This is a genomic window from Shigella sp. FC1661, assembly GCF_001712525.1.
In the GTDB taxonomy this organism is placed as follows: Bacteria; Pseudomonadota; Gammaproteobacteria; order Enterobacterales; family Enterobacteriaceae; genus Escherichia; species Escherichia coli.
Map to the genome: position 1 here is coordinate 1 of NZ_MDGW01000437.1, position 611 is coordinate 611.

General features: G+C 53.5%; 1 protein-coding gene and 1 pseudogene. Both read right to left on the reverse strand.

What is annotated here, in order from left to right:
• Positions 1 to 312 (reverse strand): annotated as a pseudogene (locus BFF42_RS19695) (IS66 family transposase); the annotation flags it as partial.
• Between the two features lie 13 nt (positions 313 to 325).
• A partial coding sequence (locus BFF42_RS19700) for an integrase core domain-containing protein (RefSeq protein ID WP_000318964.1) occupies positions 326 to 611 on the reverse strand: 286 nt, incomplete at its 5' end.

The window sequence follows — 611 nt, forward strand, 5'->3', positions numbered from 1 at the left end:
CGATAACGTGTGTTCTTTCTCCTGCATCAGCTTATACAGGGAAGTCAGTAGCGGTTTACTCTGCATTTGCCTGACCGCCAGGCGTTCAGACACCGGCAACCCGCGTATTTCGTGCTCGATGGCGTACAGCTCACCGATTAGTTTCAGGGCTTCTTCCGCTGTCGCGCTTTTGGTACTGATATATACATCGTGGACTTTGCGCCGCGCATGAGCCCAGCATCCTGCTTCCGTCAACGCGCCGCCTTCTCGTTCGGCACTGAACAGCCGATCGTAACCATTAAACGCATCTGCCTGCAGGATACCCCGGAAGGGACTGGATTTGCCCCTATATTTCCAGACATCTGTTATCACTTAACCCATTACAAGCCCGCTGCCGCAGATATTCCCGTGGCGAGCGATAACCCAGCGCACTATGCGGATGCCATTCGTTATAATGCTCGAACGCCTCTGCAAGGTTCTTTGCTGCCGTTAACCCGTCTGGTTTGGGCATGATACTGATGTAGTCACGCTTTATCGTTTTCACGAAGCTCTCTGCTATTCCGTTACTCTCCGGACTCCGCACCGCCGTGTTCTTCGGTTCAAGTCCCAACATCCGGGCGAACTGGCGTGTT